Origin of the sequence: Rahnella bruchi (assembly GCF_003614975.1) — a bacterium.
GTDB classification, from domain to species: Bacteria; Pseudomonadota; Gammaproteobacteria; order Enterobacterales; family Enterobacteriaceae; genus Rahnella; species Rahnella bruchi.
In genome coordinates this window covers 1-25,894 of record NZ_QZWI01000029.1, presented here as the reverse complement: position 1 = coordinate 25,894, position 25,894 = coordinate 1, and the positions used below count along the sequence as shown (strand labels likewise).

45 protein-coding genes are annotated in these 25,894 nt (G+C 48.8%); 39 read left to right on the top strand and 6 right to left on the bottom strand.

Annotated elements, in window-relative coordinates:
* The 34 genes from D5398_RS25875 to D5398_RS24610 all read left to right on the top strand — a co-directional run.
* The coding region (locus tag D5398_RS25875) for an EF-Tu C-terminal domain-related protein (protein ID WP_130634147.1) at positions 1–68 on the top strand (68 nt) is incomplete at its 5' end.
* 146 nt (positions 69–214) lie between these two features.
* The gene (gene bfd / locus D5398_RS24770) at positions 215–409 is read left to right on the top strand and encodes a bacterioferritin-associated ferredoxin (RefSeq protein ID WP_056778102.1); all 195 of its coding nucleotides are present in this window, start codon (positions 215–217) and stop codon (positions 407–409) included.
* Positions 410–494: 85 nt separating this feature from the next.
* On the top strand, positions 495–980 hold the full coding sequence (gene bfr, locus D5398_RS24765) for a bacterioferritin (protein ID WP_120135147.1): 486 nt from the start codon (positions 495–497) through the stop codon (positions 978–980).
* 508 nt (positions 981–1,488) lie between these two features.
* Positions 1,489–1,800 (top strand): 30S ribosomal protein S10, encoded by a 312-nt coding sequence (gene rpsJ, locus D5398_RS24760; RefSeq protein WP_009639175.1) that lies wholly within the window; start codon positions 1,489–1,491, stop codon positions 1,798–1,800.
* Positions 1,801–1,833: 33 nt separating this feature from the next.
* Positions 1,834–2,463: a 50S ribosomal protein L3 gene (gene rplC, locus D5398_RS24755; RefSeq protein ID WP_013573687.1), complete on the top strand. Its 630-nt coding sequence runs from the start codon at positions 1,834–1,836 to the stop codon at positions 2,461–2,463.
* 16 nt (positions 2,464–2,479) lie between these two features.
* Positions 2,480–3,085, top strand: a complete 606-nt coding sequence (rplD, locus tag D5398_RS24750; RefSeq protein WP_009639177.1) for a 50S ribosomal protein L4 — start codon at positions 2,480–2,482, stop codon at positions 3,083–3,085.
* Positions 3,082–3,384: a 50S ribosomal protein L23 gene (rplW, locus tag D5398_RS24745; protein ID WP_120135146.1), complete on the top strand. Its 303-nt coding sequence runs from the start codon at positions 3,082–3,084 to the stop codon at positions 3,382–3,384. Before rplD ends, rplW begins: the two co-directional genes overlap by 4 nt.
* An 18-nt stretch (positions 3,385–3,402) precedes the next feature.
* Positions 3,403–4,227 carry a 50S ribosomal protein L2 gene (rplB, locus tag D5398_RS24740; protein ID WP_112288137.1) on the top strand — a complete coding sequence of 275 codons (825 nt, stop codon included), beginning with the start codon at positions 3,403–3,405 and terminating at the stop codon, positions 4,225–4,227.
* Between the two features lie 14 nt (positions 4,228–4,241).
* A complete protein-coding gene (gene rpsS, locus D5398_RS24735; protein WP_004929772.1) occupies positions 4,242–4,520 on the top strand; it encodes a 30S ribosomal protein S19 in 279 nt (92 codons plus the stop codon).
* A gap of 14 nt (positions 4,521–4,534) precedes the next feature.
* A complete protein-coding gene (rplV, locus tag D5398_RS24730; protein WP_004391423.1) occupies positions 4,535–4,867 on the top strand; it encodes a 50S ribosomal protein L22 in 333 nt (110 codons plus the stop codon).
* Positions 4,868–4,884: 17 nt separating this feature from the next.
* Positions 4,885–5,583: a 30S ribosomal protein S3 gene (gene rpsC / locus D5398_RS24725; RefSeq protein WP_013573691.1), complete on the top strand. Its 699-nt coding sequence runs from the start codon at positions 4,885–4,887 to the stop codon at positions 5,581–5,583.
* A gap of 12 nt (positions 5,584–5,595) precedes the next feature.
* Positions 5,596–6,006, top strand: coding sequence for a 50S ribosomal protein L16 (gene rplP / locus D5398_RS24720; protein WP_009639183.1), 411 nt, complete (start codon positions 5,596–5,598; stop codon positions 6,004–6,006).
* Positions 6,006–6,197 (top strand): 50S ribosomal protein L29, encoded by a 192-nt coding sequence (rpmC, locus tag D5398_RS24715; protein WP_013573692.1) that lies wholly within the window; start codon positions 6,006–6,008, stop codon positions 6,195–6,197. The genes rplP and rpmC overlap by 1 nt, the downstream gene beginning before the upstream one ends.
* Positions 6,197–6,451, top strand: coding sequence for a 30S ribosomal protein S17 (gene rpsQ, locus D5398_RS24710; RefSeq protein ID WP_014333604.1), 255 nt, complete (start codon positions 6,197–6,199; stop codon positions 6,449–6,451). Before rpmC ends, rpsQ begins: the two co-directional genes overlap by 1 nt.
* A 170-nt stretch (positions 6,452–6,621) precedes the next feature.
* The gene (gene rplN / locus D5398_RS24705) at positions 6,622–6,993 is read left to right on the top strand and encodes a 50S ribosomal protein L14 (protein ID WP_008457164.1); all 372 of its coding nucleotides are present in this window, start codon (positions 6,622–6,624) and stop codon (positions 6,991–6,993) included.
* A gap of 10 nt (positions 6,994–7,003) precedes the next feature.
* Positions 7,004–7,318 (top strand): 50S ribosomal protein L24, encoded by a 315-nt coding sequence (gene rplX / locus D5398_RS24700; protein ID WP_120135145.1) that lies wholly within the window; start codon positions 7,004–7,006, stop codon positions 7,316–7,318.
* Between the two features lie 14 nt (positions 7,319–7,332).
* Positions 7,333–7,872, top strand: coding sequence for a 50S ribosomal protein L5 (gene rplE / locus D5398_RS24695; protein WP_120135144.1), 540 nt, complete (start codon positions 7,333–7,335; stop codon positions 7,870–7,872).
* A gap of 13 nt (positions 7,873–7,885) precedes the next feature.
* A complete protein-coding gene (gene rpsN, locus D5398_RS24690) occupies positions 7,886–8,191 on the top strand; it encodes a 30S ribosomal protein S14 (RefSeq protein WP_013573696.1) in 306 nt (101 codons plus the stop codon).
* A 33-nt stretch (positions 8,192–8,224) separates the two neighbouring features.
* Entirely contained in the window at positions 8,225–8,617 is a 393-nt protein-coding gene (gene rpsH / locus D5398_RS24685) for a 30S ribosomal protein S8 (protein WP_013573697.1), read from the top strand.
* Between the two features lie 13 nt (positions 8,618–8,630).
* Positions 8,631–9,164, top strand: a complete 534-nt coding sequence (gene rplF, locus D5398_RS24680; protein WP_120509963.1) for a 50S ribosomal protein L6 — start codon at positions 8,631–8,633, stop codon at positions 9,162–9,164.
* Between the two features lie 9 nt (positions 9,165–9,173).
* A complete protein-coding gene (gene rplR / locus D5398_RS24675) occupies positions 9,174–9,527 on the top strand; it encodes a 50S ribosomal protein L18 (RefSeq protein WP_013573699.1) in 354 nt (117 codons plus the stop codon).
* Between the two features lie 14 nt (positions 9,528–9,541).
* Positions 9,542–10,042, top strand: a complete 501-nt coding sequence (gene rpsE, locus D5398_RS24670; protein ID WP_101080135.1) for a 30S ribosomal protein S5 — start codon at positions 9,542–9,544, stop codon at positions 10,040–10,042.
* Between the two features lie 6 nt (positions 10,043–10,048).
* The gene (gene rpmD, locus D5398_RS24665; RefSeq protein WP_013573701.1) at positions 10,049–10,228 is read left to right on the top strand and encodes a 50S ribosomal protein L30; all 180 of its coding nucleotides are present in this window, start codon (positions 10,049–10,051) and stop codon (positions 10,226–10,228) included.
* A 3-nt stretch (positions 10,229–10,231) separates the two neighbouring features.
* A complete protein-coding gene (gene rplO, locus D5398_RS24660) occupies positions 10,232–10,666 on the top strand; it encodes a 50S ribosomal protein L15 (RefSeq protein ID WP_013573702.1) in 435 nt (144 codons plus the stop codon).
* A 7-nt stretch (positions 10,667–10,673) separates the two neighbouring features.
* A complete protein-coding gene (secY, locus tag D5398_RS24655) occupies positions 10,674–12,005 on the top strand; it encodes a preprotein translocase subunit SecY (RefSeq protein WP_013573703.1) in 1,332 nt (443 codons plus the stop codon).
* A gap of 33 nt (positions 12,006–12,038) precedes the next feature.
* Entirely contained in the window at positions 12,039–12,155 is a 117-nt protein-coding gene (gene rpmJ / locus D5398_RS24650) for a 50S ribosomal protein L36 (RefSeq protein WP_012768118.1), read from the top strand.
* 148 nt (positions 12,156–12,303) lie between these two features.
* Positions 12,304–12,660 (top strand): 30S ribosomal protein S13, encoded by a 357-nt coding sequence (gene rpsM / locus D5398_RS24645; protein ID WP_013573704.1) that lies wholly within the window; start codon positions 12,304–12,306, stop codon positions 12,658–12,660.
* A gap of 17 nt (positions 12,661–12,677) precedes the next feature.
* Positions 12,678–13,067, top strand: a complete 390-nt coding sequence (gene rpsK / locus D5398_RS24640) for a 30S ribosomal protein S11 (RefSeq protein WP_004929731.1) — start codon at positions 12,678–12,680, stop codon at positions 13,065–13,067.
* A gap of 30 nt (positions 13,068–13,097) precedes the next feature.
* A complete protein-coding gene (rpsD, locus tag D5398_RS24635) occupies positions 13,098–13,718 on the top strand; it encodes a 30S ribosomal protein S4 (protein WP_112288139.1) in 621 nt (206 codons plus the stop codon).
* Positions 13,719–13,743: 25 nt separating this feature from the next.
* Complete coding sequence (locus tag D5398_RS24630; protein ID WP_002919219.1) at positions 13,744–14,733, top strand: DNA-directed RNA polymerase subunit alpha; 990 nt, start codon at positions 13,744–13,746, stop codon at positions 14,731–14,733.
* A 40-nt stretch (positions 14,734–14,773) separates the two neighbouring features.
* A complete protein-coding gene (rplQ, locus tag D5398_RS24625) occupies positions 14,774–15,163 on the top strand; it encodes a 50S ribosomal protein L17 (protein WP_013573706.1) in 390 nt (129 codons plus the stop codon).
* Between the two features lie 169 nt (positions 15,164–15,332).
* Complete coding sequence (locus tag D5398_RS24620) at positions 15,333–15,701, top strand: DnaJ family domain-containing protein (protein ID WP_120509962.1); 369 nt, start codon at positions 15,333–15,335, stop codon at positions 15,699–15,701.
* 1 nt (position 15,702) lies between these two features.
* Complete coding sequence (zntR, locus tag D5398_RS24615; protein WP_120509961.1) at positions 15,703–16,119, top strand: Zn(2+)-responsive transcriptional regulator; 417 nt, start codon at positions 15,703–15,705, stop codon at positions 16,117–16,119.
* Positions 16,120–16,217: 98 nt separating this feature from the next.
* Positions 16,218–16,418, top strand: coding sequence for an alternative ribosome-rescue factor A (locus D5398_RS24610; protein ID WP_120509960.1), 201 nt, complete (start codon positions 16,218–16,220; stop codon positions 16,416–16,418).
* A 33-nt stretch (positions 16,419–16,451) separates the two neighbouring features.
* Here the strand turns inward: D5398_RS24610 and mscL are convergent, their stop codons facing one another.
* The 5 genes from mscL to def all read right to left on the bottom strand — a co-directional run bounded on the left by mscL (position 16,452) and on the right by def (position 21,267).
* The gene (gene mscL / locus D5398_RS24605) at positions 16,452–16,868 is read right to left on the bottom strand and encodes a large-conductance mechanosensitive channel protein MscL (protein ID WP_120509959.1); all 417 of its coding nucleotides are present in this window, start codon (positions 16,866–16,868) and stop codon (positions 16,452–16,454) included.
* Between the two features lie 124 nt (positions 16,869–16,992).
* The gene (gene trkA / locus D5398_RS24600; protein WP_120135138.1) at positions 16,993–18,369 is read right to left on the bottom strand and encodes a Trk system potassium transporter TrkA; all 1,377 of its coding nucleotides are present in this window, start codon (positions 18,367–18,369) and stop codon (positions 16,993–16,995) included.
* Positions 18,370–18,428: 59 nt separating this feature from the next.
* On the bottom strand, positions 18,429–19,718 hold the full coding sequence (gene rsmB, locus D5398_RS24595) for a 16S rRNA (cytosine(967)-C(5))-methyltransferase RsmB (protein WP_120509958.1): 1,290 nt from the start codon (positions 19,716–19,718) through the stop codon (positions 18,429–18,431).
* A 75-nt stretch (positions 19,719–19,793) separates the two neighbouring features.
* Entirely contained in the window at positions 19,794–20,753 is a 960-nt protein-coding gene (gene fmt / locus D5398_RS24590; RefSeq protein WP_208646082.1) for a methionyl-tRNA formyltransferase, read from the bottom strand.
* 1 nt (position 20,754) lies between these two features.
* Positions 20,755–21,267 (bottom strand): peptide deformylase, encoded by a 513-nt coding sequence (gene def, locus D5398_RS24585; RefSeq protein WP_112288147.1) that lies wholly within the window; start codon positions 21,265–21,267, stop codon positions 20,755–20,757.
* Between the two features lie 128 nt (positions 21,268–21,395).
* Here def and dprA point away from each other — a divergent pair, with 128 nt between their 5' ends.
* From dprA to aroE, 5 genes are read left to right on the top strand one after another with little or no spacing between them, the layout of a single operon-like run.
* Complete coding sequence (gene dprA / locus D5398_RS24580) at positions 21,396–22,565, top strand: DNA-protecting protein DprA (RefSeq protein ID WP_120509956.1); 1,170 nt, start codon at positions 21,396–21,398, stop codon at positions 22,563–22,565.
* Positions 22,537–23,010 (top strand): DUF494 family protein, encoded by a 474-nt coding sequence (locus D5398_RS24575; RefSeq protein WP_120509955.1) that lies wholly within the window; start codon positions 22,537–22,539, stop codon positions 23,008–23,010. The genes dprA and D5398_RS24575 overlap by 29 nt, the downstream gene beginning before the upstream one ends.
* A gap of 25 nt (positions 23,011–23,035) precedes the next feature.
* A complete protein-coding gene (locus D5398_RS24570; RefSeq protein WP_120509954.1) occupies positions 23,036–23,596 on the top strand; it encodes a DNA topoisomerase family protein in 561 nt (186 codons plus the stop codon).
* A complete protein-coding gene (gene tsaC, locus D5398_RS24565) occupies positions 23,589–24,158 on the top strand; it encodes an L-threonylcarbamoyladenylate synthase type 1 TsaC (RefSeq protein WP_120509953.1) in 570 nt (189 codons plus the stop codon). Before D5398_RS24570 ends, tsaC begins: the two co-directional genes overlap by 8 nt.
* A gap of 9 nt (positions 24,159–24,167) precedes the next feature.
* Entirely contained in the window at positions 24,168–24,989 is an 822-nt protein-coding gene (gene aroE, locus D5398_RS24560; protein ID WP_208646080.1) for a shikimate dehydrogenase, read from the top strand.
* Positions 24,990–25,039: 50 nt separating this feature from the next.
* Here the strand turns inward: aroE and D5398_RS24555 are convergent, their stop codons facing one another.
* Positions 25,040–25,582 carry a gamma carbonic anhydrase family protein gene (locus tag D5398_RS24555; protein WP_120509951.1) on the bottom strand — a complete coding sequence of 181 codons (543 nt, stop codon included), beginning with the start codon at positions 25,580–25,582 and terminating at the stop codon, positions 25,040–25,042.
* Positions 25,583–25,894: the final 312 nt, after the last annotated feature.

Sequence of the window (25,894 nt, the reverse complement as noted above, 5' to 3'; positions counted from 1 at the left end):
TGCGTTTCGCAATCCGTGAAGGCGGCCGTACTGTAGGTGCTGGTGTTGTTGCTAAAGTTATCGCTTAATCGCTGATAATTAAGAGCAAAAAAGGGGTGCTTCGGCACCCTTTTTTATTGCCCAAAATTTGATCCTGAAAGAGTGCAAACTACATTTGCAATAATAACCATTCTCATTTACAGTTAGTGTAAGATTTATACGAAGTGTGGTTTCTATGTACGTGTGTTTGTGCAATTCAGTGAGTGATAAAACGATCAGACAGGCTGTCAGACGTTATCAGCCGCAAACGTTTCAACAGTTAAGAAATTTTGTTCCTGTAGGAACCCAATGTGGCAAATGTGTCCGCGCGGCACGCCAGATAATGGAAGATGAATTACAGCAAATTCCTGAGTTCAAAAACATTGCGTAAAAATACTTAGCTTAAAAGTGTGCCTTTTTTTTGACTTACTCTGTACCGGATCTACTCTTTAGATACCGGAACGGAGGAGTTACCTATGAAAGGCGATAAAAAAGTCATTGCTCATCTCAACAAACTTCTTGGAAATGAACTGGTTGCTATCAATCAGTATTTTCTTCATGCACGTATGTTCAAAAACTGGGGCCTAATGCGCCTGAACGGTATCGAGTATCATGAGTCTATAGACGAAATGAAACATGCCGATATCTACATTGAGCGCATATTGTTCCTTGAAGGCATCCCTAATCTGCAAGACCTTGGCAAACTCAACATTGGTGAAGACGTTGAGGAAATGCTGAAATCGGATTTAGTGCTCGAACTGGAGGGTGCTAAAGATCTGCGCGAAGGGATTGCTTATGCAGATTCTGTTCACGATTATGTCAGCCGTGATTTGATGATTACTATTCTGGCTGATGAAGAGCATCATATCGACTGGTTGGAAACTGAGATCGAATTGATTGGACGCATAGGCCTGCAGAACTACATTCAGTCACAGTTAAAAGAAGAATCCCAAAGCCATTAGCTGATATCCGAATGATTGCATCGGCCAGATAACCTCATTTTCTGGCTGATGTAGACAGCTCGCTTCATTACATGAAAAGACTGCAATTGTGTAAGAACTGTTTTTTCACGCCTTCCCTGGAATCACATTCCTGCTGCCCCTACGAATAACCCACTTCGAATATCATTTCCCTGTAAAGAATCTTCTCTATGAAGATCTGGCCATATCGACTGCGCAACAAACTGCTAAAGGCGCTGGCGAGCCGTAAGAGGGGAGGGGGATATCGAGCAAAATAAAAGCAATACTTGATGAAAGCTTGTTGCTTATTCCCCTTGTTTACGTATAATGCGCGGGCTTACCTAATATTGGTAAGCCTGATTCGATAAGAATCAGTGGCCAGTAAGTTTACTTACAGGTCGACAATACTCCCGATATGGGGGTTATGTTAAGAACGATTACACTCTCCCATCAATCGAAATGGGTATGAGGAGTAATCATTTACGTTTAAAATAATTGGAGCTCTGGTCTCATGCAGAACCAAAGAATCCGTATCCGCCTGAAAGCGTTTGATCATCGTCTGATCGATCAATCAACTGCGGAAATCGTTGAGACCGCGAAGCGCACTGGTGCGCAAGTTCGTGGTCCAATCCCGCTGCCGACCCGCAAAGAGCGCTTTACCATTCTGATTTCTCCGCACGTCAATAAAGATGCGCGCGATCAGTATGAGATTCGCACTCACAAGCGTCTGGTTGACATCGTTGAGCCAACCGAGAAAACCGTTGATGCTCTGATGCGTCTGGATCTGGCTGCTGGTGTAGACGTGCAGATCAGCCTGGGTTAATCAGGGTCATTGAGCGATTGAGAGGTTGAAACAATGATTGGTTTAGTCGGTAAGAAAGTGGGTATGACTCGTATCTTCACAGAAGATGGCGTTTCTATCCCTGTAACCGTTATCGAAATTGAAGCAAACCGCGTTACTCAGGTCAAAGACCTGGACAACGACGGTTACCGCGCTGTACAGGTTACTACTGGTAGCAAAAAAGCTAACCGTGTAACCAAACCAGAAGCGGGTCACTTCGCTAAAGCTGGCGTAGAAGCTGGCCGCGGTCTGTGGGAATTCCGCCTTGCAGAAGGTGAAGAGTTCACTGCAGGTCAGAACATTAGCGTCGAAATTTTCGCAGACGTTAAGAAAGTTGATGTTACCGGTACTTCTAAAGGTAAAGGTTTTGCTGGCACAGTTAAGCGCTGGAATTTCCGTACCCAAGACGCTACCCACGGTAACTCCTTGTCTCACCGTGTTCCGGGTTCTATCGGTCAGAACCAGACTCCGGGCAAAGTGTTCAAAGGCAAGAAAATGGCAGGCCAACTGGGTAACGAGCGTGTAACCGTTCAAAGCCTGGACGTAGTACGTGTTGACGCTGAGCGCAACCTGCTGCTGGTCAAGGGTGCTGTTCCGGGTGCAACCGGTGGCAACCTGATCGTTAAACCTGCTGTTAAGGCTTAACGTCGAGGAGATAGGAATGGAATTAGTAGTGAAAGACGCGCAGAGCGCGCTGACTGTTTCCGAAACTACCTTCGGGCGTGATTTCAATGAAGCGCTGGTACACCAGGTCGTTGTTGCTTATGCAGCAGGTGCCCGTCAAGGTACTCGCGCTCAGAAGACCCGTGCTGAAGTAACCGGTTCCGGTAAAAAACCTTGGCGTCAGAAAGGTACTGGCCGTGCGCGTGCAGGTTCTGTAAAGAGCCCAATCTGGCGTTCCGGTGGTGTAACCTTCGCTGCAAAGCCACAGGACCACAGTCAAAAAGTAAATAAAAAGATGTACCGCGGCGCGCTGAAAAGCATCCTGTCCGAACTGGTACGTCAAGATCGTTTGATCGTTGTCGAGACGTTCTCTGTAGAAGCGCCTAAAACTAAGCTGCTGGCACAGAAACTGAAAGACATGGCTCTGGAAGACGTGCTGATTGTAACTGGCGAAGTCGACGAGAATCTGTTCCTGGCCGCACGTAACCTGTACAAGGTTGACGTTCGCGATGTAGCAGGTATCGATCCAGTAAGCCTGATCGCCTTCGACAAAGTAGTTATGACTGCTGACGCTGTGAAGCAAGTTGAGGAGATGCTGGCATGATTCGTGAAGAACGTCTGCTGAAAGTGCTGCGCGCGCCGCACGTTTCTGAAAAAGCGTCTGCTGCGATGGAAAAGAACAACACCATCGTTCTCAAAGTTGCCAAAGACGCGACTAAAGCGGAAATCAAAGCTGCGGTTTCGAAACTGTTTGAAGTCGAAGTCGAAGATGTGAACACCTTGCTTGTTAAAGGCAAAGTTAAACGTCACGGTCAGCGTGTTGGTCGTCGTAGCGACTGGAAAAAAGCTTACGTAACCCTGAAAGAAGGCCAGAATCTGGACTTCATCAGCGGCGCTGAGTAAGTCGGAGGAGTAAGAACAATGGCAATTGTTAAATGTAAACCTACATCTCCGGGTCGTCGCCACGTTGTTAAAGTGGTTAACCCTGAGCTGCACAAGGGTAAACCTTATGCTCCGCTGCTTGAAAAACTGAGCAAAAGCGGTGGCCGTAACAACAATGGCCGTATCACCACCCGTCATATCGGTGGTGGCCACAAACAGCATTATCGTCTGGTTGACTTCAAACGCAACAAAGATGGTATCGCTGCAGTGGTTGAGCGTCTGGAGTACGATCCGAACCGTTCCGCGAACATCGCGCTGGTTCTGTACAAAGACGGCGAACGCCGTTATATCCTGGCGCCGAAAGGCCTGAAAGTGGGTGACCAGATCCAATCTGGCGTTGATGCTGCAATCAAGACAGGTAACACCCTGCCTATGCGCAACATCCCAGTAGGTTCAACGGTTCACAACGTAGAAATGAAACCAGGTAAAGGCGGCCAGATGGCTCGTTCAGCCGGTGCCTACGTTCAGATCGTTGCTCGTGACGGTTCCTACGTAACTCTGCGTCTGCGCTCTGGCGAAATGCGTAAAGTTCAGATCGATTGCCGCGCCACCTTAGGTGAAGTCGGTAACTCTGAACACATGCTTCGCGTTCTGGGTAAAGCAGGTGCTGCTCGTTGGCGTGGTATTCGTCCTACCGTTCGCGGTACTGCGATGAACCCAGTCGATCACCCACACGGTGGTGGTGAAGGTCGTAACTTTGGTAAGCACCCGGTAACTCCGTGGGGCGTTCAAACCAAAGGTAAGAAGACCCGTAGCAACAAGCGTACTGATAAATTCATTGTACGTCGCCGTAGTAAAAAATAATTAGAGGATAAGCCATGCCACGTTCTCTCAAGAAAGGTCCTTTTATTGACCTGCACTTGCTGAAGAAGGTAGAGAAAGCGGTGGAAAGCGGTGACAAGAAGCCTTTGCGCACTTGGTCCCGTCGTTCAACGATCTTTCCTAACATGATCGGTTTGACCATCGCTGTCCATAATGGTCGTCAGCACGTACCAGTATTTGTTTCCGATGAAATGGTCGGTCACAAACTGGGTGAATTCGCGCCGACTCGTACTTATCGCGGCCATGCGGCTGATAAAAAAGCTAAAAAGCGCTAAGGTAGGAGGAAGAGATGGAAACTATCGCTAAACATCGCCACGCTCGTTCTTCTGCTCAGAAGGTTCGCCTTGTTGCTGACCTGATTCGCGGTAAGAAAGTGTCGCAAGCTCTGGAAACTCTGGCCTATACCAACAAGAAAGCTGCTGGTCTGGTTAAGAAGGTGCTGGAGTCTGCCATTGCTAACGCAGAACACAACGATGGCGCTGACATCGATGATCTGAAAGTCACGAAGATTTTCGTAGACGAAGGCCCAAGCATGAAGCGCATTATGCCGCGTGCTAAAGGTCGTGCAGATCGCATTCTGAAGCGCACCAGCCACATTACTGTGGTTGTGTCCGATCGCTGAGACTCTGGAGACTAGCAATGGGTCAGAAAGTACATCCTAATGGTATTCGACTGGGTATTGTCAAACCTTGGAACTCTACTTGGTATGCAAATACCAAAGATTTCGCTGACAACCTGGACGGCGACTTTAAAGTTCGTCAGTTCCTGACTAAGGAATTGGCGAAAGCTTCCGTTTCTCGCATCGTTATCGAGCGTCCAGCGAAGAGCATCCGTGTGACTATTCACACTGCTCGTCCTGGCATCGTTATCGGCAAGAAAGGTGAAGATGTCGAAAAACTGCGTAAGGTCGTAGCGGATATCGCTGGCGTTCCTGCGCAGATTAACATCGCCGAAGTCCGTAAACCGGAACTGGACGCAAAATTGGTTGCTGACAGCATCACTTCACAGCTGGAACGTCGCGTTATGTTCCGTCGTGCTATGAAGCGTGCAGTACAGAACGCAATGCGTCTTGGCGCTAAAGGTATCAAAGTTGAAGTAAGCGGCCGCCTTGGCGGTGCTGAAATCGCGCGTACCGAATGGTACCGTGAAGGTCGTGTTCCGTTGCACACTCTGCGTGCGGATATCGATTACAACACATCTGAAGCGCACACCACTTACGGTGTAATCGGCGTTAAGGTATGGATCTTCAAAGGTGAGATCCTGGGTGGTATGGCTGCAGTTGAACAACCGGAACCGGCTGCTCAACCTAAAAAGCAGCAGCGTAAAGGCCGCAAGTAAGGAGAGTCGCTGATGTTACAACCAAAGCGTACAAAATTCCGTAAGGTGCACAAGGGCCGCAACCGTGGTCTTGCGCAAGGTACGGATGTGAGCTTCGGCACTTACGGTCTGAAAGCTGTTGGCCGTGGTCGTCTGACTGCTCGTCAAATTGAAGCAGCACGTCGTGCGATGACCCGTGCAGTTAAGCGTCAAGGTAAGATCTGGATCCGAGTATTCCCGGACAAACCGATCACCGAGAAACCGCTCGAAGTTCGTATGGGTAAAGGTAAAGGCAACGTAGAGTATTGGGTTGCTTTGATCCAGCCTGGTAAAGTCCTGTACGAAATGGACGGTGTGCCTGAAGAGCTGGCTCGTGAAGCCTTCCAGCTGGCAGCAGCCAAACTGCCTATCAAAACCACCTTTGTAACTAAGACGGTGATGTAATGAAAGCACAAGAGCTGCGCGAAAAAAGCGTGGAAGAGCTGAACACTGAGTTGCTGAACCTTTTGCGTGAGCAGTTTAACCTGCGCATGCAAACGGCAAGCGGCCAGTTGCAGCAAACACACCTGTTGAAACAAGTGCGTCGTGATGTAGCACGTGTGAAAACTTTACTGACTGAAAAGGCGGGTGCGTAATGACTGATAAGATCCGTACTCTGCAGGGTCGTGTAATCAGTGACAAAATGGAAAAATCCATTGTTGTTGCGATTGAACGTGTGGTGAAACACCCGATCTACGGTAAGTTCATCAAACGTACGACTAAATTGCACGTACATGACGAGAACAATGAATGTGGTATCGGCGACGTTGTGGAAATCAGCGAATGCCGTCCACTGTCTAAGACTAAGTCTTGGACCTTGGTTCGCGTTGTAGAGAAAGCGATTCTGTAATACAGTAGCGCCTCTCGAAAATAGATAAACGGCTCATGTACGTGGGCCGTTTATTTTTTCTACCCATAATCGGGAACCGGTGTTATAATGCCGCGCCCTCATATTGTGGGGATTTCTTAACGACCTATCCTGGGTCCTAAAGTTGTAGTTGACATTAGCGGAGCACTAACATGATCCAAGAACAGACTATGCTGACCGTGGCCGACAACTCCGGTGCACGTCGCGTAATGTGTATCAAGGTTCTAGGTGGCTCGCACCGTCGCTACGCAGGCGTCGGCGACATCATCAAAATTACCATCAAGGAAGCAATTCCTCGCGGTAAGGTGAAGAAAGGCGATGTGCTGAAGGCGGTAGTGGTGCGCACCAAGAAGGGTGTTCGTCGCCCGGACGGTTCTGTCATTCGCTTCGATGGTAATGCATGCGTTATTTTAAATAATAACAGCGAGCAACCAATCGGCACGCGTATTTTTGGGCCGGTAACTCGTGAACTGCGTAATGAGAAGTTCATGAAAATTATCTCTCTGGCACCAGAAGTACTCTAAGGAGCGAACCATGGCAGCGAAAATCCGTCGCGATGACGAAGTTATCCTGCTTACCGGTAAAGATAAAGGTAAGCGCGGTAAAGTAAAAAATGTCCTGTCTTCTGGCAAGGTCATTGTTGAAGGTATGAACCTGGTTAAAAAACATCAGAAGCCTGTACCGGCCCTGAACCAACCAGGTGGCATCGTTGAAAAAGAAGCTGCAATTCCGGTTTCTAACGTTGCTCTCTTCAACACGGCTACTGGCAAGGCGGACCGTGTAGGCTTTAGATTCGAAGACGGCAAAAAAGTCCGTTTCTTCAAATCTAACAGCGTAACTATCAAGTAATTTGGAGTAGTACGATGGCGAAACTGCATGATTACTACAAAGACGATGTCGTAAAAAAACTCATGGCTGAGTTTGGTTACAATTCTGTCATGCAAGTCCCTCGGGTCGAGAAGATCACCCTGAACATGGGTGTTGGTGAAGCGATCGCTGACAAGAAACTGCTGGATAACGCAGCAGCTGACCTGGCAGCAATCTCCGGTCAAAAACCGCTGATCACCAAAGCACGCAAATCAGTTGCAGGCTTCAAAATCCGTCAGGGCTATCCGATCGGCTGTAAAGTAACCCTCCGCGGCGAACGCATGTGGGAATTCTTTGAGCGTCTGGTCTCCATTGCTGTACCACGTATTCGTGACTTCCGCGGCTTGTCTGCTAAGTCTTTCGATGGTCGTGGTAACTACAGCATGGGCGTGCGTGAACAGATCATCTTCCCGGAAATCGATTATGATAAAGTCGATCGCGTTCGTGGTTTAGATATTACTATCACCACTACTGCGAAATCCGATGATGAAGGCCGTGCATTGCTGGCAGCCTTTAACTTCCCGTTCCGCAAGTAAGGCAGGGTTACTAATGGCTAAGCAATCCATGAAAGCACGCGAAGTCGTTCGCGTAAAACTGGCTGATAAATACCGCGCTAAACGCGAGGAATTGAAAGCTATTATCTCTGGTGTGAACTCATCCGACGAAGATCGTTGGGATGCTGTTCTTAAGCTGCAGTCTCTGCCGCGTGATTCCAGCCCGTCTCGTCAGCGTAACCGCTGCCGTCAAACTGGCCGTCCGCATGCTTTCCTGCGGAAGTTCGGGTTGAGCCGTATTAAGGTCCGTGAAGCCGCTATGCGCGGTGAAATTCCGGGTCTTAAGAAGGCTAGCTGGTAATTGTCACCAATTGAATCACGGGAGTAAAGACAGATGAGCATGCAAGATCCGATCGCGGATATGCTGACCCGTATCCGTAACGGTCAAGCCGCGAACAAAGTTGCGGTCACCATGCCTTCCTCCAAGCTGAAAGTGGCTATTGCCAACGTGCTGAAGGAAGAAGGCTACATTGAAGAATTTAAAATCGAAGGCGACGCCAAACCTGAACTGGAATTAGTACTGAAGTACTTCCAGGGCAAGGCAGTGGTAGAAAGCATTCAACGTATCAGCCGTCCAGGTCTGCGCATCTACAAGAAAAAAGATGAGCTGCCAAAAGTTATGGCCGGTATGGGTATCGCTGTTATTTCTACCTCTAAAGGTGTTATGACCGATCGTGCAGCTCGCCAGGCTGGTCTTGGTGGCGAGATTATCTGCTACGTAGCTTAATTGGGAGGAAAGAATGTCTCGTGTTGCAAAAGCACCCGTCGTCATTCCTGCCGGCGTAGAGGTAAAACTCAACGGTCAGGTTATTTCGATTAAGGGTAAAAACGGCGAGCTGTCACGTACTATCCATAACGCTGTTGTAGTTAAGCAGGAAGAAAATGCACTGACTTTCGCTCCACGCGAAGGCGCTGCAGACGGTTGGGCCCAAGCGGGTACCACTCGTGCACTGTTGAACTCTATGGTTGTAGGTGTTACCGACGGCTTCACTAAAAAGCTTCAACTGGTAGGTGTTGGTTATCGTGCTGCTGTTAAAGGCAACGTGGTGAATTTAGCCTTAGGCTTCTCTCACCCGGTCGATCACCAACTGCCGGAAGGCATTACTGCAGAATGTCCGACCCAAACCGAAATCGTGCTGAAAGGCGCTGATAAACAGGTTATCGGTCAGGTTGCTGCGGATTTACGTGCCTACCGTCGTCCTGAGCCTTATAAAGGCAAGGGTGTCCGTTACGCCGACGAAGTCGTGCGTACCAAAGAGGCTAAGAAGAAGTAAGGTAACACTATGGATAAGAAATCTGCTCGTATCCGTCGTGCGACCCGCGCACGCCGCAAGCTCAAAGAATTGGGTGCGACTCGTCTGGTGGTACATCGTACCCCGCGTCATATTTACGCACAGGTCATCGCACCAAACGGTTCTGAAGTAATAGTTGCTGCATCTACTGTAGAAAAAACTATCACTGAGCAACTGAAGTATACCGGCAACAAAGATGCTGCCACTGCTGTAGGTAAAGCTATCGCAGAACGCGCATTGGAAAAAGGGATCACGAAAGTATCCTTTGACCGTTCCGGTTTCCAATATCATGGTCGAGTCCAGGCACTGGCAGATGCTGCCCGTGAAGCTGGCCTTCAGTTCTAAGGAAGAGGTTTAAGATGGCTCACATCGAAAAACAAGCTGGCGAACTGCAGGAAAAGCTGATCGCGGTAAATCGCGTATCTAAAACCGTAAAAGGTGGCCGTATCTTCAGCTTTACCGCACTGACAGTAGTTGGTGATGGTAACGGTCGCGTTGGTTTTGGCTACGGCAAAGCACGCGAAGTTCCGGCAGCGATCCAGAAAGCGATGGAAAAAGCCCGTCGCAACATGTTGAATGTCGCGCTGAATAGCGGCACCCTGCAGCATCCTGTTAAAGGTGCTCATACGGGTTCCCGTGTGTTCATGCAGCCGGCTTCCGAAGGTACCGGTATTATCGCCGGTGGTGCAATGCGCGCCGTCCTGGAAGTTGCAGGGGTACATAACGTATTGGCTAAAGCTTATGGTTCTACTAACCCGATCAACGTGGTTCGTGCAACTATCGACGCTTTGGCAAATATGAAATCCCCACAAATGGTCGCTGCCAAGCGTGGTAAATCCGTTGAAGAAATTCTGGGGTAATTAACCATGGCAAAGACTATTAAAGTTACACAAACTCGCAGTTCTATTGGCCGTCTGCCGAAGCATAAAGCTACGTTGCTGGGCCTGGGTCTGCGTCGTATTGGTCACACCGTTGAGCGCGAGGATACTCCTGCTGTACGCGGTATGATCAACCTGGTTTCCTACATGGTTAAGGTTGAGGAGTAAGAGATGCGTTTAAATACTCTGTCTCCGGCTGATGGTGCCAAACAAGCGCCAAGGCGTGTAGGTCGTGGTATTGGTTCTGGCCTGGGTAAAACCGGCGGCCGTGGTCACAAAGGTCAGAACTCACGTTCTGGTGGTGGCGTACGTCGTGGTTTTGAAGGTGGTCAGATGCCTTTATATCGTCGTTTGCCGAAATTCGGCTTCACCTCCCGCAAAGCTATGATCACGGCAGAAGTTCGTCTGTCTGAACTGGCTCTGGTGGAAGGCGACGTGATCGACCTGAACGCGCTGAAAGCCGCTAACGTAGTTGGTATCCAGATCGAGTTCGCGAAAGTAATCCTTTCTGGCGAAGTTGGTCGTGCGGTAACTCTGCGTGGTTTGCGTGTCACCAAAGGCGCTCGTGTTGCTATCGAAGCTGCTGGCGGTAAAATTGAGGAATAAGTAGCAGATGGCTAAGCAACCGGGATTAGATTTTCAAAGTGCCAAGGGTGGACTAGGCGAACTGAAGCGCAGACTTTTGTTTGTTATCGGTGCGCTGATTGTTTTCCGTATCGGCTCTTTTATTCCGATCCCTGGTATTGATGCCACTGTACTTGCCAAATTGCTCGAGCAGCAAAGAGGTACCATCATTGAAATGTTTAACATGTTCTCTGGTGGTGCCCTTAGCCGTGCTTCAATCTTTGCTCTGGGGATCATGCCGTATATTTCGGCATCGATCATTATCCAGCTGTTAACGGTGGTTCATCCAGCGTTAGCAGAAATTAAGAAAGAAGGGGAGGCTGGCCGTCGTAAGATTAGTCAGTACACCCGTTACGGTACGCTGGTATTGGCAGTGTTTCAGTCGATCGGTATTGCTACCGGTCTGCCGAACATGCCTGGTATGCAGGGCCTGGTGTTAAATCCAGGCTTTGCGTTCTACTTTACTGCAGTTGTGAGCTTAGTGACCGGGACAATGTTCCTGATGTGGCTGGGTGAGCAGATAACTGAACGAGGTATCGGTAACGGTATTTCAATCATTATCTTTGCTGGTATCGTAGCGGGGCTTCCGCCGGCGATTGCACATACTATCGAACAAGCTCGGCAAGGCGACCTGCACTTCCTCCTGTTGCTGTTGGTTGCAGTTTTAGTGTTTGCAGTGACTTTCTTTGTGGTGTTTGTTGAACGTGGCCAACGTCGTATCGTCGTTAACTACGCTAAACGCCAACAAGGTCGTCGTGTCTATGCAGCACAGAGCACGCACTTACCGTTGAAAGTGAATATGGCCGGGGTTATCCCAGCGATCTTCGCTTCCAGCATCATTCTGTTCCCTGCCACGATTGCATCATGGTTTGGGGGCGGGACTGGTTGGAACTGGCTGACTACGATTTCGCTGTATTTGCAGCCTGGACAACCGCTTTATGTGTTACTCTATGCGACTGCAATCATCTTCTTCTGTTTCTTTTATACTGCGTTGGTGTTCAACCCGCGTGAGACAGCAGATAACCTGAAGAAGTCCGGTGCATTTGTACCAGGAATTCGTCCGGGAGAGCAAACGGCGAAGTACATCGATAAAGTAATGACTCGTTTAACCTTAATTGGTGCGATGTATATTACTTTCATCTGCCTTATCCCGGAGTTCATGCGTGACGCGATGAAAGTTCCATTCTACTTTGGTGGTACTTCTCTACTCATCGTAGTCGTCGTTATCATGGACTTTATGGCTCAAGTGCAAACTCTGATGATGTCAAGTCAGTACGAGTCTGCATTGAAGAAAGCAAACCTGAAAGGCTATAACCGCTAATCTGGTGAGTTTGCGAAGTTACGGAGAGTAAAAATGAAAGTTCGTGCTTCCGTCAAGAAATTATGTCGTAACTGCAAAATTGTTAAGCGTAACGGTATCGTTCGCGTAATCTGCAGCGCAGAGCCGAAGCATAAACAGCGTCAAGGCTGATTATCTCGCATATTTTTCTTGCAAAGTTGGGTTGAGCTGGCTAGATTAGCCAGCCAATCTTTTGTATGTAAGCAGCAATACTATTTGAGTATCCTGAAAACGGGCTTTTCAGAATGGTGTTGCCGTATATAAATAGTAGGAGTGCATAGTGGCCCGTATAGCAGGCATTAACATTCCTGATCAGAAACATACCGTGATCGCATTAACTTCGATCTACGGCATCGGTAAAACCCGCTCACAGTCTATCTGTGCTGCATCCGGTATTGCTGAAAATGTTAAGATCAGTGAGCTGTCTGAAGAGCAAATCGAAAAACTGCGTGACGAAGTTGCCAAGTTCATTGTTGAAGGTGATCTGCGTCGTGAAGTCACCCTGAGCATCAAGCGTCTTATGGACCTTGGGACTTATCGTGGTTTGCGTCATCGTCGTGGTCTTCCAGTACGCGGTCAGCGTACCAAGACTAACGCACGTACCCGTAAGGGTCCGCGTAAACCGATCAAGAAATAATCGGGGTGATTGAATAAATGGCAAAGGCACCTGTTCGTACACGTAAACGTGTAAGAAAACAAGTCTCTGACGGCGTGGCTCATATCCATGCTTCTTTCAACAACACCATTGTTACCATTACCGATCGTCAGGGTAATGCTTTGGGTTGGGCAACAGCTGGTGGTTCCGGTTTCCGTGGTTCTCGTAAATCCACTCCGTTCGCAGCTCAGGTTGCAGCAGAGCGCTGCGCTGACGCAGTGAAAGAATACGGTATCAAGAATCTGGAAGTTATGGTTAAAGGACCTGGTCCTGGTCGTGAGTCTACTATCCGCGCGTTAAACGCGGCTGGTTTCCGCATCACTAATATTACTGATGTGACTCCTATCCCTCATAACGGTTGTCGTCCGCCGAAAAAGCGTCGCGTATAACGCTGCTTTTAGGTTTGTTGGAGAGAGAAAATGGCAAGATATTTGGGTCCTAAGCTCAAGCTTAGCCGTCGTGAGGGCACAGATTTATTCCTTAAATCTGGCGTTCGCGCGATCGATACCAAGTGTAAAATTGAACAAGCTCCTGGTCAGCATGGTGCGCGTAAACCGCGTCTGTCTGACTATGGTGTGCAGTTACGTGAAAAGCAAAAAGTTCGCCGTACTTACGGTGTTCTGGAGCGCCAGTTCCGTAACTATTACAAAGAAGCAGCACGCCTGAAAGGCAACACCGGTGAAAACCTGTTGCAACTGCTTGAGGGTCGTTTAGACAACGTAGTTTATCGTATGGGCTTCGGCGCTACTCGTGCGGAATCGCGCCAGTTAGTTAGCCACAAAGCTATCATCGTAAACGGTCGCGTTGTTAACATCGCTTCTTATCAGGTATCTCCGAATGACGTTGTCAGCATCCGTGAGAAAGCTAAAAAGCAATCTCGCGTGAAGGCCGCTTTGGAGTTGGCTGAACAGCGTGAAAAGCCGACTTGGCTTGAAGTTGATGCTGCTAAGATGGAAGGTGTGTTCAAGCGTATGCCTGAACGTACTGATCTGTCTTCCGACATTAACGAACACCTGATCGTCGAGCTTTACTCCAAGTAAAGCTTAGTACCAAAGAGAGGACACAATGCAGGGTTCTGTGACAGAGTTTCTAAAACCGCGCCTGGTAGATATCGAGCAAGTCAGTTCGACGCACGCCAAGGTGACCCTTGAGCCTTTAGAACGTGGCTTTGGCCATACTTTAGGCAACGCACTGCGCCGTATTCTGCTTTCATCCATGCCGGGTTGCGCGGTGACCGAGGTTGAGATTGATGGTGTACTGCATGAGTACAGCACCAAAGAAGGCGTACAGGAAGATATCCTGGAGATCCTGCTCAACCTGAAAGGGCTGGCGGTGAGAGTTCAAGGTAAAGATGAAGTTATTCTTACCCTGAATAAGTCTGGCATTGGCCCTGTGACTGCAGCCGACATTACCCATGATGGTGATGTCGAAATCGTCAAGCCGCAACATGTCATTTGCCACCTGACCGATGAGAACGCTGCTATTAGCATGCGCATCAAAGTTCAGCGCGGTCGTGGTTATGTGCCGGCGTCTGCCCGAATTCATTCGGAAGAAGATGAGCGCCCAATTGGTCGTCTGTTAGTAGATGCATGCTACAGCCCTGTAGAGCGAATTGCCTACAATGTTGAAGCAGCGCGTGTAGAACAGCGTACTGATTTGGACAAGCTGGTTATCGAAATGGAAACCAACGGTACGATCGATCCTGAAGAGGCGATCCGTCGTGCGGCAACCATTCTTGCTGAACAACTTGAAGCTTTCGTTGATTTACGTGATGTACGTCAGCCGGAAGTCAAAGAAGAGAAGCCGGAATTCGATCCAATCCTGCTGCGCCCTGTTGACGATCTGGAATTGACTGTCCGCTCTGCTAACTGCCTTAAGGCAGAAGCAATCCACTACATCGGTGATCTGGTACAGCGTACCGAGGTTGAGTTACTTAAAACACCTAACCTGGGTAAAAAATCTCTTACTGAGATCAAAGACGTACTTGCGTCCCGTGGTTTGTCTCTGGGCATGCGCCTGGAAAACTGGCCACCAGCAAGTATTGCTGACGAGTAACCGGATCACAGGTTAAGGTTTTACTGAGAAGGATAAGGTCATGCGCCATCGTAAGAGTGGTCGTCAACTGAACCGTAACAGCAGCCACCGACAGGCTATGTTCCGTAACATGGCCGGCTCTTTGGTTCGTCATGAGATCATCAAGACGACCCTGCCGAAAGCGAAAGAGCTGCGTCGCGTTGTTGAGCCGCTGATTACTCTTGCCAAGACCGACAACGTTGCAAATCGTCGTCTGGCATTCGCCCGTACTCGTGATAACGAGATCGTGGCAAAACTGTTTAATGAACTGGGCCCGCGTTTCGCGAGCCGTGCCGGTGGTTACACTCGTATTCTTAAGTGTGGCTTCCGTGCAGGCGACAATGCGCCGATGGCATACATCGAGCTCGTTGATCGTGCAGAGTCAAAAGCAGAAGTAGCAACTGCTGAATAATCTGTAGATGCATGAAAAGACCGGGCTTATGCCCGGTTTTTTTACATCTGAAATTCGGCCTCCTTGGTTTCATCATTCCCGGCACAATTGAACCTGAATTCCCTCCCCTTTCGCGCTAAGCTGCAAGTATGTCCTATGATGATCCTTTCATTACTTCAAAGGTAATCTCATGTTCCTGATTGACCAGTGGGTAGAAAAGCACATCAAAGATGCTCAGGAAAAGGGTGACTTTGATAATCTGCCCGGCAATGGACAACCCATCATTCTGGATGATGACAGCGCTGTGCCAGAAGACTTAAGGGTAGCCTATCGCATCCTCAAAAATGCAGGCTATTTGCCACCGGCACTTCAGGACAGAAAGGAAGCTATAGCGTTGGATCATTTGCTGCAAACGCTGGAAGATGATGACCCGCAGTTTGCCGTTGCTGAAAAACGACTCAGGGTTCTTCAATTAAGGTTGCAGCAGGCGGGTATGAATACCGACTTTTTGCATGGGCATTACAAAGATGTGCTGCGGGATAACTTCAGGGGTAAATAGCATGTACAAAATTGGTGAGCTGGCCGGACTCGCGAATGTTTCCGCAGATACTGTTCGCTACTATGAAAAGCAGGGAATGATGAGTCCTGGCAGTCGTAACCCTTCCGGTTATCGTCAGTATGATGAAAACGATTTGCAACGGCTTCGCTTTATCCGTTATGCCAAATCCACAGGATTTACGCTGGATGCTATCAAGGAGCTGCTATCAATTCGCATAGATCCTTTGCATCATACTTGCCAGGAATCCAAAGCCATTGTTGATGAACGGCTTGCGGAGGTTGAGTTCAAATTACAGGAACTGAATCAGATGCGTGAGTCACTGCAGAGACTGAGTGCTGCCTGCTGTGGTTCAGTGCATACCAGTGCAAGTTGTTCTATTTTAGAAGCTTTAGAGGATGGTGCAGGTAAGGTAGCCTGAGCTTTTTAGTCGTTATATATACCGCTTTCGGACAGATAATTTTAGCAGTATGATGTGCGCGGATTTTGTCAAAATTGTTTTTCACATATCGAGGATCTATGACTCAGTATAAGCATCAAAAAGGTGTTATTCAGGATAATGCGTTGCAGGCTCTGCTCCATGATCCACTATTCAAACAGCGTGTTGAGAAAAACCTGAAAGGTAAAGGGAGTTATCGTCGTAAAGAGAAGAATGGGAAGGGGAGTTATCTGGAGGGCAGTGTTGAGTGTTCAGTCGAATATTCAACACTGCCCTTCTAAAATCAGCCAATGTTAACTGCCTGATTTTAATTTCTAGAGTCTTGGTGTCTGTTGCTCTTTCAGCAAATCACGAATTTCTGCCAGCAATGTTTCTTCCGCTGTTGGTTTTGGCGGTGCTGCCGGAGCATCTTCCTGCTTACGACGCATTTTGTTCATCAACGTGATTGCCAAGAATATTGCCAGTGCCACGATGACAAAATCAAAAACGTTCTGAATAAATACACCGTAATGCATGACTACAGCTGGCGTCGCACCCTGAGCCTCTCTCAGAACGAAAGCAAACTGTTTGAAATCTACCCCGCCAATCAGTAATCCCAGTGGGGGCATAATAATATCGGCGACGAATGATGACACTATTTTGCCAAATGCTGCACCGATGATAACACCCACAGCAAGGTCAACCACGTTGCCACGCATGGCAAACTCACGAAACTCTTTCATAAAACTCATAAAACACTCCTTGGCAAATTCATCAAATGTGTCAAAACAAGTAAAGACCATTTGTAGAGTCTTCGCTACAAAAGTTCTCATCCGAATTCTAATTAGCGGAATTTCTTATATGCACCCTCGCCAATTATAAGAAGAACGGACTTGGCTGGAACAGTCGCTCCACATCCCTGACAAACTTCTTGTCAGTAATGAACATAACAACGTGATCACCTTGTTGGATCCTGCTGGTACCGTTGGCAATGATCACGTCATTCCCGCGAACAATCGCGCCAATGGTAGTGCCTGGCGGAAGTTTGATTTGTTCGACGGTTCGACCCACCACTTTAGAGGTGGTTTCATCGCCATGCGCGATGGCCTCAATGGCTTCCGCAACACCACGGCGCAGCGAAGAAACGCTGACAATATCGGCTTTCCTGACATGACCCAGTAATGCGGAAATTGTTGCCTGCTGGGGGGAAATCGCAATATCAATTACGCTGCCCTGAACTAAGTCTACGTAAGCGCTGCGCTGGATAAGCACCATGGCTTTCTTCGCGCCCATCCGCTTGGCCAGCATGGCAGACATAATGTTAGCTTCATCGTCATTGGTGAGAGCAATGAAAACATCGACCTGTTCGATATGCTCTTCGGCCAGAAGCTCCTGATCTGAAGCGTCGCCATAGAATACGATGGTGTCTTGCAAAAGCTCAGCAAGCTCAGCGGCGCGTTGTTGGTCACGCTCGATGAGTTTTACGCTGTAATTTTTCTCAAGTCTCTGCGCCAGACCGGCGCCGACATTGCCACCGCCAACGATCATAATCCGCTTATAAGGTTTTTCCAGTCTCTGAAGTTCGCTCATAACTGCGCGAATATGCTGTGAAGCTGCTACAAAGAAGACTTCATCACCGGCTTCAATGATGGTCGAACCCTGAGGGCGGATTGGGCGATCCTGACGAAATATTGCGGCCACCCGCGTTTCAATATGCGGCATGTGTTCACGCATAGATGAAAGCGCGTTACCGACCAATGGGCCGCCATAATAGGCTTTGACCGCTGCGATACTGACTTTTCCTTCCGCAAAATTCACGACCTGAAGCGCACCAGGATATTCAATGAGTTTGTAGATATAGTCTGTGACTAACTGCTCTGGTGAAATCAGATGGTCGATTGGAACTGCTTCTGGCAGGAAAAGCTTTTCTGACTCGCGGATGTATTCTGTGGAACGAATACGCGCTATACGGTTAGGCGTGTTAAACAGCGAGTAAGCTATCTGACAGGCAATCATATTAGTTTCGTCAGAATTCGTCACAGCGACCAGCATATCCGCATCTTCGGCGCCGGCCTCACGCAATACACGCGGATGAGAGCCGTGTCCCTGCACCACACGCAGATCGAATTTATCCTGAAGCTGACGTAACCGGACGGTATTAGTATCAACAACGGTAATATCGTTGTTTTCACCCACCAGGTTTTCGGCGAGTGTTCCGCCAACCTGCCCGGCACCGAGAATTATTATTTTCATATGACTCTCTGCTTTGCCTCAACACTATCAGCAGCATCAATGCTGCTGATAGGAAATGATTAACTTTTGATAAGTTTAGCGTAATAGAAGCCGTCGCCATCTTCAGCATGAGGAAGATTTTGTCGTCCGGGATTTTCCAGCGTGCCAGTTTCGACCAATGTAGCATCCGGGTGTGATTGCAGGAATGTGGTTATTTGCTGAGAGTTTTCGTCAGGCAATATTGAACAGGTAGCATAGACCAATACGCCCTTACTTTTCAGTTTTGGCCATACTGCTTCAAGGATTTCTCTTTGAAGGCCTGCAAGTTCGGCGATATCACTGTCTCTGCGCAACCATTTAATATCAGGATGTCGGCGAATTACGCCCGTTGCAGAGCAAGGTGCATCGAGCAATATGCGATCGAAGATACGATCACCGGCCCAAACCTGCGGCTCGCGGCCATCACCCTGTTTAACTTCGGCACTGAGTTTCAGGCGCTGAAGGTTTTCATGAACACGTTTCAAACGTTGTTCATCCACATCGACCGCAAGAACGTGAGCCTTGGGCGCAGCTTCAAGGATATGCGTCGTTTTTCCGCCCGGAGCACAGCACAAATCGAGGATCATTTCGCCATTCTGTGGATCCAGCAGATCAACGCTGCCTTGTGCCGATGCATCCTGAACGGTAACCCAACCTTCCGCAAATCCCGGAAGGAGATTGACCTGGCAGGGCGTAACTAATCGCAATGCATCATGGTATTCAGGATGTGCAACGGCCTCAATTTCTGCGTCGCTAAGTAATTGCAGATATTCATCACGGGTATGATGCATGCGGTTTACGCGCAGCCACATAGGAGGTCTTTGGTTATTCGCTTCCACAATACTTTCCCATTGATCGGGATAAGCTTTTTTGAGGCGGTTCATCAACCAGCTTGGGTGAAGGTAGCGGCTGTCATTATTCGCCATGCGTTGCAGCAGCTCTTCCTGCTGACGCTGGAACTGACGCAGAACCCCGTTGATCAGACCTTTCAGCTGAGGACGTTTCAGGGCAACAGCACCTTCAACAGTTTCCGCCAATACGGCGTGTGCCGGAATACGGGTATGTATCAGCTGGTAAAGGCCAACCATCAGCAAATAGTGCAAAGTTCTCTGTTTGCCGGTAAGAGGTTTTGCCATCAGTTGCTGCAAACACCATTCCAGCTGGGGAAGAACGCGCAAGGTGCCGAAGCAGAGTTCCTGAAGTAACCCACGATCTTTGTCTGAGACATTTTTTTGCAGACCAGGAAGAACGGTCGAAAGAGAAAGACCTTTGTCCAGAACCTGGCTGATGGCTTGAGCTGCAATACTACGGAGATTATAGGCTGTTTTCATAGTCAAAAAAGCTGACCGAAGCCAGCATCATCAGAGAGATATGGCCCGACGAGATATCGGGCGTAGTCGTGATGGTCAGGCTAAACGCGTGCCTTCGATAAACCATTCGCGACGAGAGTTCAGCAAGTCCTGTGCGGACATTGCTTTTTTACCCGAAGGTTGTAGCTGGGTGACATTCAGAATGCCGTCAGATGTGGCGACCTGAATCCCTTTTTTGTCAGCAGAAATGATAGTGCCCGGCAATGCATCGTGTTGCGCTGCCAGACATTCTGCCTGCCAGACTTTCACCGGCTGATCATCAATCATGAAAAAGCTGACAGGCCATGGATTGAACGCGCGAATACAGCGTTCAAGTTGTTCGGCTGACAGGTTCCAGTCTAAGCGGGCTTCTTCCTTGCTGAGTTTCTCAGCGTAGGTCACGTGCTCTTCGCTTTGAACTTCAGGCTTTGCTGTGCCGTTCGCCAGCTGCTTCAATGTTTCAAGCATACCCTGCGGGCCCAACTCAGCCAGCTTGTTGTAAAGCGATGCGCTGGTATCTTCTTGCAGGATGTCACATTCAACTTTATGCAGCATATCGCCGGTATCAAGACCGACATCCATCTGCATGATCGTGATACCCGTTTTGGCATCTCCCGCCCACAATGAACGTTGAATGGGAGCCGCACCACGCCAGCGTGGCAGAAGCGAACCATGGACGTTAATGCAGCCCAATTTCGGCATCTCAAGCACGGCTTTTGGCAAGATCAAACCGTAAGCCACAACCACCATGATGTCAGCCTCGAGCGCTGAAACCAGAGACTGGTTTTCTTCGGGACGCAGGGATTTCGGCTGAAAAACAGGTATGTCGTGAGTCTGGGCAAGAACCTTCACCGGGCTTGCGGTCAGTTTATTACCGCGTCCCGCCGGACGGTCAGGCTGAGTAAAAACGCCAACCACCTGATGTTCTGATGATAAAAGCGCGTCAAGATGACGCGCTGCAAAGTCGGGAGTACCGGCAAATATGATTCGCAAAGCAGTGTCCTGTGTTACACGAATATTAGTCAGCCCGTGCGTTCAGCTTGGCCATTTTTTCCATTTTCTGGCGGATGCGCTGACGTTTCAATGGGGACAAATAATCCACGAATAATTTACCCACCAGATGATCCATTTCATGCTGGATACAAATCGCCAGCAAGTCATCAGCTTCAAGCTCAAAAGTTTTGCCGTCGCGATCAAGCGCGCGAACTTTGACTTTCTCGGCACGTGGCACGAGAGCCCGTTGATCAGGGATCGACAGGCAGCCTTCTTCAATCCCTGTTTCGCCGCTTTTTTCCAGCAGTTCAGGGTTGATGAGAACCAGACGTTCGTCGCGATTTTCAGAGACATCAATCACGATAATGCGCTGATGAATGTCTACCTGAGTCGCAGCCAGGCCGATGCCTTCTTCTGCATACATGGTTTCAAACATATCATCCACGATCTGCTGAATTTCGGCGTTAACTTCTTTGACCGGTTTTGCAGTAATGCGAAGCCGCTCGTCTGGGAAATGTAATATCTGTAATACGGACATATTTTTCTGGATCTTTATTCAAATGATTGAAGATATATAGTCTCTATTCTAGACATTTCCCGCCGCGATTGACAGCATCCTCTGCCAATTGAATCAGTCGCTGAAAGGCATTAAGCAAGGGAAGCATAATGACACTACAGGAAGTGTGGATACGTTTGTCGAGGGTTAAACGCCTGGATGCGGGCCAGGTCGAAGGGATTATCCAGTCATTATTTAGCAGCGGATTATATTCCCCGTCTGTATTAGTACGTTGCGGGCTTTCAGAAGAACAAATCGCAGATTTCCGGCATTGTAATTCGCAATGGATCGCAGAATCACTGAAATGGCTTGAAGGTGATCATTGCCACCTGATTACTTTTGGCAGTGCTTTGTATCCGGTTTTGCTGGCACAGATTTCCTCGCCTCCGTTAATCCTGTTCGTGGAAGGGAACCCTGATTTACTGTCCTCCCCACAAATCGCGATGGTCGGGAGCCGTGAATTCACACATTACGGCGAACAATACGCGCAGGTATTTGCCAGCGGGCTGGTGAGTAGCGGTTTTACCGTCACGAGTGGCCTGGCCATGGGGATTGATGGGATCAGTCACCGTGCGACGCTTGAGGTCCAGGGCAAAACGATCGCAGTGCTGGGAAGCGGACTGCTGAAGCGTTATCCGCCGCGGCACTCGACGTTAGCTCAGCACATTGTTGACGCCGGAGGGGCGCTGGTTTCCGAGCATTTAGTGACAGCGCCGCCCCTCGCTGCACATTTTCCTCGCCGTAACAGGATAATTAGCGGATTGAGCGCCGGTGTGTTGGTCATTGAGGCAACATTACGCAGTGGTTCACTTATCACTGCACGGTATGCGCTGGAACAGGGAAGAGAAGTTTTCGCCCTTCCGGGGCCGCTGGGAAGTGTGACTTCAGAAGGCACGCACTGGCTTATTCAGCAGGGCGCATATCTGGTGACGGAACCTAACGACATTGCCGAGCATATTGGCAGCGGACTGACCTGGTTTCCTGATATCCGCACCTCAGAATCTTTCAAAAAGCCTGTTAACAAGAGTTCCGGGGCATCAGAGACGATTATTTGTGCGCAAGATAGCGAAGTTGAATTGCCATTTGCTGATGTGTTGGCTAACGTAGAATATGAGGTGACATCTGTTGACGTCGTCGCCGAACGTGCCGGCCAACCTGTGCCAGAAGTGGTAGGTAAGCTACTCGAGCTGGAGTTAGCAGGATGGATCGCAGCTGTATCCGGCGGCTATGTCCGAATTAAGAGGGCAAGCCATGTTCGACGTACTAATGTACTTATTTGAAACTTACATTCACAACGAAGCGGAGATGAATGTTGACGAGGATAGGTTAACGGATGACTTGACCGAAGCTGGTTTCCACCGGGCCGATATTCACAATGCGTTGAGTTGGCTTGAAAAACTTGCGGATATGCAAGAGGGTGGAACCCCATCTTATATGCTGGATTCTGATCCTTCAGCATTGCGTATTTACACCGATGAGGAAACCAGTCGGTTAGATAGCAGTTGTCGTGGTTTTTTATTGTTCCTGGAACAGATCAAAGTACTGAACTTCGATACCAGAGAGATGGTAGTCGATCGTGTTATGGCTCTGGACACTGAAGAATTCGATCTTGAGGATCTGAAGTGGGTCGTGTTGATGGTTCTCTTTAATATTCCCGGATATGAAAGTGCGTATCAGCAAATGGAAGAGCTGTTGTTTGAGGTTAATGAAGGTTATCTGCATTAAGAGATAACAGGTAAAAAAGTAAGATATGACAAAAGCAGCACTTTTTGCTGAGAAGCAAAATGAATCCTGTCCGGAATGCGGGGCCAACCTGGTGATCCGTAGTGGTCGCCATGGCCCCTTTCTGAGTTGTTCATCCTATCCACAATGCCAGTATATTCGTCCTCTGAAATCTCAGGCTGATGGCCATATTGTGAAAGTTTTGGATGGGCAATTATGCCCTAAATGTGAGTCGACCTTAGTGCTGCGTCAGGGGCGTTATGGGATGTTTATTGGCTGTAGTCAGTATCCTGAATGTGACCATATTGAAGTGATAGATAAACCTGAAGAAACCAGCCTGGGTTGTCCGCAATGTGGGAAGGGACATTTGTTGCAGCGAAAATCACGCTTTGGCAAAGTGTTTCATGCCTGCGACCGTTACCCGGATTGCCAGTTTGCCATCAATAACAAGCCAGTTGCGGGGGAATGTGCCCATTGCCATTACCCTTTATTGATGCAAAAGAAAACGGCGCAAGGTATTAAGCTATTTTGTGCCAGTAAATTATGCGGTAAAGCCGTAGAAATTAAAGATAACGAACAAGATGAATAAAAGCCTAGAAAACTCATTTACCCTCGTGCTTGATGCGCTGCGTGAGCAGCAAGTTGTCGCTTATCCGACTGAAGCTGTCTTTGGTCTCGGATGTGATCCGGATAGTGAACAGGCTGTCGATGCGCTTCTGGCACTGAAAAAGCGGCCTAAAGATAAAGGTCTTATTCTGATTGCTGATAATTATCAGCAGCTTCTCCCTTATATTGATGACTCCGCGCTTACTGAACAACAGCTTGCGCATATCTGGTCATTCTGGCCGGGTCCGGTAACATGGGTCATGCCTGCTAAACCGACTACGCCTGAATGGTTAACCGGACGCTTTACGTCGCTGGCGGTGCGAGTTACCAATCACCCGCTGGTAAAAGAGCTTTGCCAGAAATTTGGCAAACCGCTGGTGTCTACCAGTGCTAATCTCAATGGCGAGCCGCCATGCCGGTTGCCGGATGAAGTACGATTCCAGTTCGGGGATAATTTCCCGGTGCTTGATGGCGATGTCGGCGGAAGAGAAAATCCATCAGAAATTCGGGATGCCCTTACCGGCAACCTGATCCGTCAAGGTTAAAGGAAGAAAGTGATGTCATCTTTCGCGGTATTTGGGAATCCGATCGGCCACAGTAAATCCCCTCGCATCCATGCGTTATTTGCCAGTCAGACCGGGGTCGAACACACCTATGGCACCGTACTGGCTCCTCATGAAGAGTTTGAAGAAACGCTGCGAAGTTTTTTTGAAGGCGGAGCCCGTGGGGCAAATATCACCGTGCCTTTTAAGGAACGCGCTTTTGCAGAATCGGATGAGCTAACTGATCGTGCTGCAATGTCCGGTGCTGTGAATACCCTGAAAAAGCTTGAAGACGGGCGATTGCTCGGGGACAACACTGATGGCATCGGTATGTTGAGTGACCTTGAGCGGCTGGCGCTTTTGAAGCAAGGCGACCGGGTTTTACTGATCGGTGCCGGTGGCGCTGCGCGAGGGGTGATACTGCCTTTGCTGTCTCATGGCTGTTCGGTGGTTGTCACCAACAGGACGTTTGAACGCGCACAGCACCTGAGTCATATCTTCGAAGAGAAAGGGGATATCCGGGCTATCACGCTTACCGATCTGGCGGATGAGTCTTTTGACCTGATCATTAATGCCACGGCATCGGGTATAAAGGGTGAGATCCCTGCGATCCCTGAAAAAGTGCTGACCGCGCAGACCCGTGTCTACGATATGTATTATCAGGCAGGTTTAACGCCTTTCCTTACCTGGGCTAAAAATAACGGGGTAACGGGTTATGCCGATGGATTGGGAATGCTGGTGGGGCAAGCTGCCCATGCTTTCTATCTGTGGCATGGTATTATGCCTGAGATCGAACCTGTGCTGGAACAGTTAAAGAAAGACTTGCTGGCCTAACTGGTAACGCCTGAACAGTGTGCATTTTACTGTTCAGGCAATGCTCTGCTTTATTGTTGCTGAGAAAGGTACAGATCTTTCCAGGTTACATAGTTATTCGAAGAATATGTTAGTCCTGCCAGTTCCTCAGACGTCAGCTCCCGTATCTGCTTAACCGGGCTGCCCAAATAGAGATAACCGCTTTCAAGAGTTTTACCAGGCGGAACCAGACTTCCGGCGCCAATCATTACGTCATCCTCAACGATCGCACCGTCCAGCAAGATCGATCCCATTCCTACCAGCACCCGGTTTCCGATAGTGCAACCATGCAGCATGGCCTTATGACCGACGGTAACATCCTCTCCAATAATGAGAGGATGGCCTTCAGGATTATGCCGTGACTGGTGAGTCACATGCAGCACGCTTCCATCCTGCACATTAGTTCTGCAACCGATCACGACATTATTCACATCACCCCGTATCACCACCAGCGGCCAGATACTGACATCATCGGCCAGATCAACATCGCCAATCACCACACTGGAGGGATCAACCATGACTCTTTCTCCTAATGTTGGTGTTAATCCCTGATAAGCACGTAAAGCCTGAGACATCTGAAGCACCCCATAAGTGAGTTTTGACCCTGGCAATATAGTTCGGGTCTGAGTAAATACCAATTTGAGCTCAATCAGATCGGCGTGAAAACCAGCGGATCGAACGAGATCTCTCCGAAAGGGTCGAAAAACACGCAGTCGATCCTTTTATTGGAAAAAAGGCTTGTGCAAAAAATTGGGATCCCTATAATGCCGCTCCATCGACAGGGAACAACGTGAACAACATCACGAAGTGACCGGGTCGGAAAGATTAAAAACAGCGGCAACCGAATGAAATAAACGGTTGACACTGAATGAGGAAAGCGTAATATA